Source organism: Stieleria sedimenti, from assembly GCF_025060895.1.
Taxonomy (GTDB): domain Bacteria; phylum Planctomycetota; class Planctomycetia; order Pirellulales; family Pirellulaceae; genus Stieleria; species Stieleria sedimenti.
This window is the reverse complement of record NZ_JANZKV010000015.1, coordinates 69,208-77,412: the sequence shown is the minus strand read 5'-3', so window position 1 is coordinate 77,412 and position 8,205 is coordinate 69,208. Positions and strand designations below refer to the sequence as shown.

The 8,205-nt window shown below is 60.9% G+C and carries 5 protein-coding genes; all 5 read right to left on the bottom strand.

What is annotated here, in order from left to right; translation table 11 throughout:
* Nucleotides 1–176: 176 nt before the first annotated feature.
* The gene (locus tag NZK35_RS02975) at nucleotides 177–1,580 is read right to left on the bottom strand and encodes an aminotransferase class III-fold pyridoxal phosphate-dependent enzyme (RefSeq protein WP_259631112.1); all 1,404 of its coding nucleotides are present in this window, start codon (nucleotides 1,578–1,580) and stop codon (nucleotides 177–179) included.
* A 372-nt stretch (nucleotides 1,581–1,952) separates the two neighbouring features.
* Nucleotides 1,953–2,696: a uracil-DNA glycosylase family protein gene (locus tag NZK35_RS02970; RefSeq protein WP_259631109.1), complete on the bottom strand. Its 744-nt coding sequence runs from the start codon at nucleotides 2,694–2,696 to the stop codon at nucleotides 1,953–1,955.
* Between the two features lie 4 nt (nucleotides 2,697–2,700).
* Nucleotides 2,701–3,411, bottom strand: coding sequence for a hypothetical protein (locus NZK35_RS02965; protein WP_259631108.1), 711 nt, complete (start codon nucleotides 3,409–3,411; stop codon nucleotides 2,701–2,703).
* A gap of 388 nt (nucleotides 3,412–3,799) precedes the next feature.
* A complete protein-coding gene (locus NZK35_RS02960; protein WP_259631107.1) occupies nucleotides 3,800–5,194 on the bottom strand; it encodes a DUF1501 domain-containing protein in 1,395 nt (464 codons plus the stop codon).
* Nucleotides 5,195–5,226: 32 nt separating this feature from the next.
* On the bottom strand, nucleotides 5,227–7,926 hold the full coding sequence (locus tag NZK35_RS02955; RefSeq protein WP_259631106.1) for a PSD1 and planctomycete cytochrome C domain-containing protein: 2,700 nt from the start codon (nucleotides 7,924–7,926) through the stop codon (nucleotides 5,227–5,229).
* Nucleotides 7,927–8,205: the final 279 nt, after the last annotated feature.

Below are 8,205 nucleotides of genomic sequence, written 5' to 3'. Positions count from 1 at the left end.
CCAATACCGCTAAGTTAAGCGTCGTTTCTTCAGATGAGGGCCCGTAGGCTCGCGCCAAACGGCTGATATTCGTTTGACATCAGCCGGTTCGCGCCAGCGTCCGGGCCCCCTCATTCATGTTAACTTAGCGGTATTGGCCTACAGGCTAAACACCAACGAGTCCCTGAGAGGAACCGCTACGGCAGCGTGGCGAGTCCCTGGTCGAGCAGTTCGATGGCGTGATCGATGTGTGCTTGGGTCGTCGTTGCCGGCGGCGGCAGGAACCGGATGCGTGTCGGATCTCCACCGCAGACGAATCCCAGCAAGCCGATGTCAAACAGGTGCATCATCAACTTCTTGGCGAAGTCGAAACTGCCATCGCCGGGGGTGAACGCCACCATCATGCCTTCGCCGTACGGTCCGCGGACCAGGTCGGGATACTTTGTCGCCAGGTTTGCAAGACCGTCTTGAAACGAGGACGCCATTTGCATGTTCTGACCCGAGGGGCCGAAACAGTTATTGCTTTCAAGGCGATTGAGCATTTCGATCCCGGTAGCGATCGACGCGGTGGCTCCGGTGAAGGTCTGGCTGAGGATCGGGCCGGTCGGTTTCATTTCGCTGCTGTACAGCGTCGCGCAGACCTGTGTGATCTTGCCGACGGTGACGATGTCGGCGAACGCGTCGAGTCCGTAGTGCTGGAACGCGAAGGGGCGACTGGTCCTGGAGAAGCTTTGGACTTCATCAAAGATGATCGGCACGCCGGCGTCCTTGAGTGGCTGACAGAGCGCGGTAAAGAATTCGTGGCTGCCGGGATAATAGCCGCCTTCACCCGCGATCGGCTCGGCCCAAAACGCGGCGTAGCGTCCGGGATGACGTTTCAACAATCGATGCAGTTCGTCGACCGCCCAGCGCGTGCTGCGCTCGGGATTGGCGGGATCACGAAAGGGCAGGTAGTCGACCGGGAACGTGAGCGGCAATCCCATGCGGTAGTTTGGTCGGTCGGTCAGGGTCGCCATCGCAAAGGTGCGTCCGGCAAAGGCATTGTCGAACGCCAGGACGCGATCGGCGGGCGTCTTGTGATGCATCGCGATCTTCAACGCGTTCTCATTGGCCATCGCGCCGCTGGTCGAAAGCAGGCAGTGCGGCAGCTCCGCGCCGGAAGCCTGGGCCAAGGCCGTCAACTTTTCCATCATCACGACGCTGGCCGGATTTTGTTGCAAGTTGCCTTGCATCACCGTGTCTTCGATTGCCGCATCGATCGCCGCGGCGACCATACCGGGGTCACTGTGGCCGGCGCCATGGACACCGATGCCGCAAATAAAATCCAATTTGACGCTGCCGTCGGCCAGTTCCACGTAGGGACCACGGCCCAGACCGGAGGACAGGTAGGGCCAGATCGGTGGTCCGCCGCGAACGGCCGACAATCGGTCGATCAGGTCGGCGAAGCCGGATTTCAGGGATTCGGCCGCGGGACGCACCGACAACCGACTGGCATGATCACCGATCGCTTCGGCGACCAACCGTTTGGCCTGGGCGAGACGGGGGTCGTTTCGAAGGGCATCAGCGACCGTTTCGGTCGATTCGTCGGCAGATTGGCTCACGAAGGTCAGCTCGGCGGTGATCGTCGGTGAAAAAGGATAGAAAGGCACGTCGGCAGTAATGTAACCAAAGCCGGGCAAAAGGTTCAGCCTTGGGTCACACGATGCGTTGAATTGGGAACAGCGACTCAATCGACATTGAGGGGCGCCGCTCGCGCTGGCGCGAACCGGCGATATCAGTTGATGATCAGCCGTTTGGCGCGAGCCTACGGGCCCAGCGCGGGTCAAAACCTTGTCGATTGAGTGGTTGAGGCCCGTACGCTCGCGCGATACGGCTAATCTCACGTGTGATCCGATTGAATCAACAAACCGTTGGCGGCTTCCGCTACGATTCGAACGTAAGAATGTGCTGCGGCGGAATACTAGCCACAGCGGCTACCAGACCCCGGCTTTTTCCAATTGCTTGGTCACCTTGCCCGCCCAATTGTTGTTCGACGCCGGCGAGGCGGGGCTGGGGTGAAGGATGCGAGTCACTTTCGCACGGCAGCCTTCGACCTGGACGACCCGCTTGAGACAGGCTTCGGCATAGACGCCGACACCGACCAGGTGATCCGGGTCCAACGTCCGGATCACGGTCAGCAAGTGCGCATCGCAGATCGCAGTGAGCCGTTCACGTTCCTCCGGCAGCAGTTTGTCCGGCGTGCGATTGCGGGCCGATTCTTCCATGAAAACCAGCGGGCAGTAATTGAGCACAAAGTGGTCTTGAAAGAAGGCCTCTGGCGTTTCGAATCGCTCTTGAAACAGGCCCCACAAGCGACGCCCGCTGACTTCGCTTCGCCCGCACTGGAATCCATCGACCGGGCGTTTTTCGTGTTCGATCGGGGGTTTGCCGACCGGCTCGTCAATCCGCATCCAGTCGCGGACCGCGGCGACTTCACCGAATGGCACTCCCGTTTGGGCCATTCCCCAGGGGCCCGGGTTCATTCCCAACAGGACAACCTTGACGTCCCCGCTGACCCGCCCCAAATAGGCCTGGTGAGATTTCCAGGCGTAGGCGAGCGGATTGTAGACGTGGGTGACCGGCTCGGCGAAGGAAAGCAGGTCGACCGAATCAGAAAGCTCGCGTGCGGCCCGGACGAGCACCTGGACATTGCTGTTTGTCACGTTGGGGTTCATCATCACATTAGACCGCCAAGTACTCTTCGATCGCTTCGGTCAACACGTCGACCATCGGTTGCTTTCCCGTCCATCGCTGGATGGATTCGAGCAGGATGCCGATCCGCGCTTGTTCGCGGCCGAGGACGGTGTATCCAAGGGAACGGATCTGATTGAGGTCGTTTTCCGGGTTGGCAAAATCCACCACCAGTGTCGCGTTCTGGCAGCGAGGCCAATGGGACACATCGACCGTTTCGGCGATCGCGATCAATCGGGCGTGCTCGATCGCCTCGGTCGACGCCCAGGCGATCGGAGAGTGTGACTGTTCGGAAGCGATCTTGGAGGGGAAAATTGGATCGGGGGTTCCGATCCAAAGCAACGGTCCGATATCCGTTTCGAGTGATTCGAAGTGTTTGCGAATTTCGGTCTCCAGCCAGGTCGAAAGAACATTTTCGGTGTGCCATCGGCTCTCCGAGGGGTTTCCCCGCCAATACAGATCGGATCGTTCAGCGCCCTCGTCGAGACGGTTGACCAGATTTTGGTCCAGCAGCAATCCGCGAAAGCCGAGCACCTCGGCCCCCGCGATCGCTTCGTCGATGCGGTCCGGAGGGACGTCACAGGAGAAGACCCGCCACCCGACATCCATCGAGGCGAAGGCTCGCTCGAGGGCAAACTGGGCCGGGTTTCCGGCAATGGGATGCCCGAGGACCAAAACGACGGGCTCGGTGATGCCGTCCATGACGCAAGCGAATTCGCGAGGAGGTTGGATGCGGGGGTGATCGAACGCGGTCCGTAGTCTGACCAGCAGGCATGCGACTTGGCAAGTCGGGGTGCATGACCCGCCCCGGTCTCACGCTCGCTCGCAGGGCGGCGTCTTGGAACGCAAGGCCGGAGTGGCCGCTCGACACGCGTCGGTGGCGGGTAGGAGGCGAGCAGCCTCCATGACAGTGTGCTCCCAGGCGGAGCCCGGGAACAAGGAAAGAACACGTAGGCTCTGAGGTCAGGCGGAGATGAACCCACGGATGGCAGCGCGGACCCACGGATGGAGAACAGCCTGGGATCTGCGGGTCCGCGCTGCCATCCGTGGGTTTTATTCCATTCGCTTGCAGGACTTTAGGGACAGAGCCTTACGCGATGATGTCCGTCGCGACATTCCCGTAAACGTCGGTCAATCGGAAATCGCGTCCGGCATATCGATAGGTCAGGCGGGTGTGGTCCAGACCCAGCAAGTGCAACACGGTGGCGTGCCAGTCATGGACATGGCACGGGTTTTCCACCGCCTCGAATCCGTGTTCGTCTGTCGCCCCGTAGCTGAAACCGCCCTTGGTTCCGCCGCCGGCCATCCACAACGTGTAACCCTTGTTGTTGTGGTTGCGGCCATTCCCATTTTGGGCCGACGGCGTCCGTCCGAACTCGCCGCCCCACATCACCAACGTGTCTTTGAGCATGTCACGTTGTTTCAAATCGGCCAACAGTGCCGCGATCGGTTGATCGCAGGCCTCGGCCCGCGCGGCGTGGTCTTCGGTCAAACGCGTGTGCTGGTCCCAATTGCCGTGCGTGACTTCGATGAACCGCACGCCGGCTTCGGCAAATCGACGGGCCAGCAAGCACTGTCGCCCGAACGTCCGCGTCGGATCGGAATCGGCACCGTACATCGAAATCGTGCGCTGATCCTCGCCCGACAGATCCATCAGCTCCGGCATCGCGTCTTGCATTCGAAACGCCAACTCATAGGACTGGATCACCCCTTCGACGTTCGCCCCGTCACCGGCCGGCATCTGGCTGCGATTGAGCGATTGGATGAAGTCGAGTTGTCGACGCTGTTGATCGGTCGTCCGTTTCGGGTTGCTGATGTCCGGCACCGCCTGGCCGCCTCCGGTATTGAACCGCGCCGCTTGGGCAAAGCGACCGCCCGATCCGCCAACTTTGGTACCGCCATAGATCGCCGGCAAAAACGCGCTGCTGTAGTTACGAGAGCTACCCGCGGGCGGGCTGAGCGAGACGAATCCGGGCAGGCTTTCGTTTTCGGTGCCCAGACCGTAAAGCGTCCAGGCGCCCAACGAAGGTCGGACGAACTGCGCCGTTCCGGTGTGCATCTGCGTCGTCGCGCCTGGGTGCACCGGTTGATCGCAATGCATTGACCGAATCAAACACATCTCATCGGCGTGCTTGGCGACTTCGGGAAACAGATCCGAGATCCACAGTCCGCTATCACCGCGTTGACGAAACTGCCACGGTGACTTGAGCAGCGCGCCGCCGTACTTGCCGCGTTTTCCATCGTCGGACGCCAAGGCCGGTTTGTAGTCGAAGGTATCGACGTGCGACGGACCGCCTTGCATGCACAGAAAAATCACCCGTTTCGCTTTGGCCGGGAAGTGCGGCGGTTTGGGCGACAAGGGGTTCGCCGCGACGTCCGCCCCTGCCCCGAGGGCGGACGAACGAGAAAGTGATGCCAGCCCCGCCAGCGCCAAGTAACCGAACCCGGCCGAGGTGTGTTTGAGTAGATCGCGACGTGTGTACATTGGATTTCCGAGTTGATTGACGTTGACACGGACTAATTCAGGTATCGGAATTCGGCGGCCGCGAAGAGCGACTGACAAAACGCGGCGAGCGCCGATTTGGGCAACAGGCCCGACGATCTGAGAAAGCGATGCGACGCGCTGCGTTCAGCGGCCGATGGCGGACGTCCGTATGCCAAGACGAACGCCATCTCGACACGATCTTTGGTCGATCGCCCTTGCTGAAGCAACCGCTCGGCAAAGGCTTCGCTGAGACGGAGCGTGAGCGGATTGTTCAACATGTAGAGCGCCTGATTGGGCGTGTTGGAGGTTTCGCGGGTGCCGATCACCATGCTGGGGTCGGCAAAGTCAAACACGTCCAACGATCGCGGCACGAAGTCACGCACCACGGGCAAGTAAACACTGCGGTGATTGTCCGAGACGCTGTCCAGCGAATTCTTGTCATAGGCCGTGGCGGCGAGTTCCGCCATCCGTTGGTTGCCGATCGCCGATCGCAGCTGGTTTCGGGCCAGCGCTTGTTCGCGCGGGTTGCCGTTTCGGATGCGATCAAAGATCGGCGCCAGTCCGCCGCGACGGCTGGTCAATGTGGTTTGCATGGTACGGCGGATGGCATCGCGGGGATCGCCGAGCTGTCCGTCGCGGACACGGCTGTAACCGGCTTGGGCAACCTTGGATCCCGTCGGCCGCTCGGTTTCCAACTCTCCCGCGATCACAAGCATCGCGTCGCGGAGCGATTCGGCGTTCAGTCGTTTCACGTTGGCCCGCCAAAGCAACCGGTTGTCCGGATCCGTTTCGTGGCTGGCGACGTCAAACGTGCTTTGCATCCGATAGGCCCGCGTCAGCATCATTTGACGGATCATGGTTTTGACCGACCAGTCCGACTCGACAAATTTGATCGCCAGATGGTCGAGCAATTCGGGATGCGAGGGGGCCGTTCCGGTCATCCCGAAATCTTCGGTCGTCGGCACGATACCCTGGCCGAAGACGTGTTGCCAAATTCGGTTGACCATCACGCGTGCGGCCAAGGTGTTGTCGTCGCTGCCGATCCAGCGTGCCAATTCCAATCGACCGCTGGTTCCGGGCTTGGGCGAAAACGACACGTCGCTCAGTGCGGCGGGCAACCCTCGTTTGATTCGTCCGGCCGGCTGATCGATTTCGCCGCGAACCAACAGGGGCGCGTCGCCCACCGTGTCCGCGTCTTGGACGCCCATGCAATAGCTTCGTGGTTGTCCGTTTTCGTCGACGACTCCCAGCTTGGCCGATAGCGTGCCGAGTTCGTTGGTCAAACGAATCCGCATCTGTTGGAGCGAGGCGCCCGGGCGGGTGCCCGTCGCACTCTCTCCGCGGCGAAGTCCGACGAGTTCGGCTTGTCGATCACGGATGTCCTGATGCAACTGTTGAAGTTCTTCGGGGGAGTAAGAACGACCGGCCGGATCGGGATCGTCGGTCGGCAACAAGATCAAGCTGCTCGTGCGTCGTTGCTGCGGACCGCCGAAGCTGCCGTATTGCGACGGCGGTGTGCCGAAGAAGGTTTTGGTGCTGCGGAAGATCCCGGCCATCGCGTAATAATCGGATTGGCGGATCGGGTCGAATTTGTGATCGTGACAACGGGCACAGGCGACGGAGGTTCCGAGGAACACCCGCGTGGTGGCATCGATCTGCTCGTCGGCCAAATCGGCGGCAAACTGGGCACCGCTCTGCTCGTTGACGTTCTTGGTGCCGATCGCCAGGAAGCCGGTCGCCACCAGGTGCTCGGACCATTCGTTGTCATCGGCCGCGGGTAAGAGATCACCGGCGATTTGTTGTTGGACAAACTCGTCGTACGGTTTGTCGGCGTTGACCGAATCGATGACGTAGTCGCGGTAGCGCCAAGCGTTGGGGTACGTCATGTTGACTTCGCGTCCGGTTGATTCGCCGTAGCGGACGACGTCCAACCAGTGACGTCCCCAATGCTCGCCGAACTGATGCGAATCCAACAATCGATCGACGACGCGGGCGACCGCGGCGTCGGGGTTCTGGTCGTAGGCCGCGGTGAACCACTCCAGTTGCTCGGGGGTGGGCGGCAAACCGATCAGATCAAAGCACAGCCGTCGCAAGACGATCGAGGCCGGCGCGTCGGCGGCGGGCTGCAATCCGGCGTCGTCGAGTCCTTTCGCCAGGAAACGATCGATCGTCGTCTTCGACCAAGCGGCGGCGTGCGCTGAGGCGGTGTCCGGTTCAGGCGGTCGGCTGCGCTGCGGTGCTTGATAGGCCCAGAAGGTCCGCTTGGCATCGGCAATCATCTCGTCGTCGATGGTCTGCGCGGGCGTTTCGACCGGTGTGATGACACGGGGATCGGGCGCCCCGTCGAGGATCCAGGTTCGAAAATCGGCGATCTCGGCGTCGATCAATTTTCGCTTGGGCGGCATCACGAAATCGCTGTGCGTGATCGCGCCGAAAAACAGACTCGCGTCCAGGTCGCCGGGCACGATCGCAGGGCCGCTGTCGCCGCCCTCGATCATCGCCGCTTGGGTGTCTAACCGAAGCCCCCCCTTGCTCTGTCCGGCTTGCTTGCTGTGACAGCCATAGCATTCACGGACCAGCACGGGTCGGATCTTGGTTTCAAAAAACTTCGACTGCTCGGGTGTCAGCGGTGTGGCGGCGACGTCGTCGGCGGCGGCAACACCGGCCACCCCCACCAGCGAGGTTGCGCTTACAAAAAAGAGGACAAATTGTAAAATTCGCTGGAAAAACACCGGATTTCTCCCGGGACAAGCGAGCAGGAACAGTGACGAGCGAAGCTAGTATTCCAACCCGCGACGGGCCGCAAAGTTTCGTGATTCGTGTTTCGCGGATCAAAGGATCGCAGGTCAGCAAGGGTCTGACCCATCTATCGTTCACCCCGGGCCCGAAAATCTTACGTCCGACAAGCGAATAGATTTCGATAGGACTACCGACGACAGGACCGATTCATCTTTGATAAACTCGGTCGCCGGCTTTTCGAGCACCTTTTCAGGCGGTCGATCCACTTCCGC

Coding starts and splice junctions, on each gene's coding strand:
- NZK35_RS02970 (WP_259631109.1), bottom strand. CDS start 2,696: ATGATGAACCCCAACGTGACAAACAGCAATGTCCAGGTGCTCGTCCGG.
- NZK35_RS02965 (WP_259631108.1), bottom strand. CDS start 3,411: ATGGACGGCATCACCGAGCCCGTCGTTTTGGTCCTCGGGCATCCCATT.
- NZK35_RS02960 (WP_259631107.1), bottom strand. CDS start 5,194: ATGTACACACGTCGCGATCTACTCAAACACACCTCGGCCGGGTTCGGT.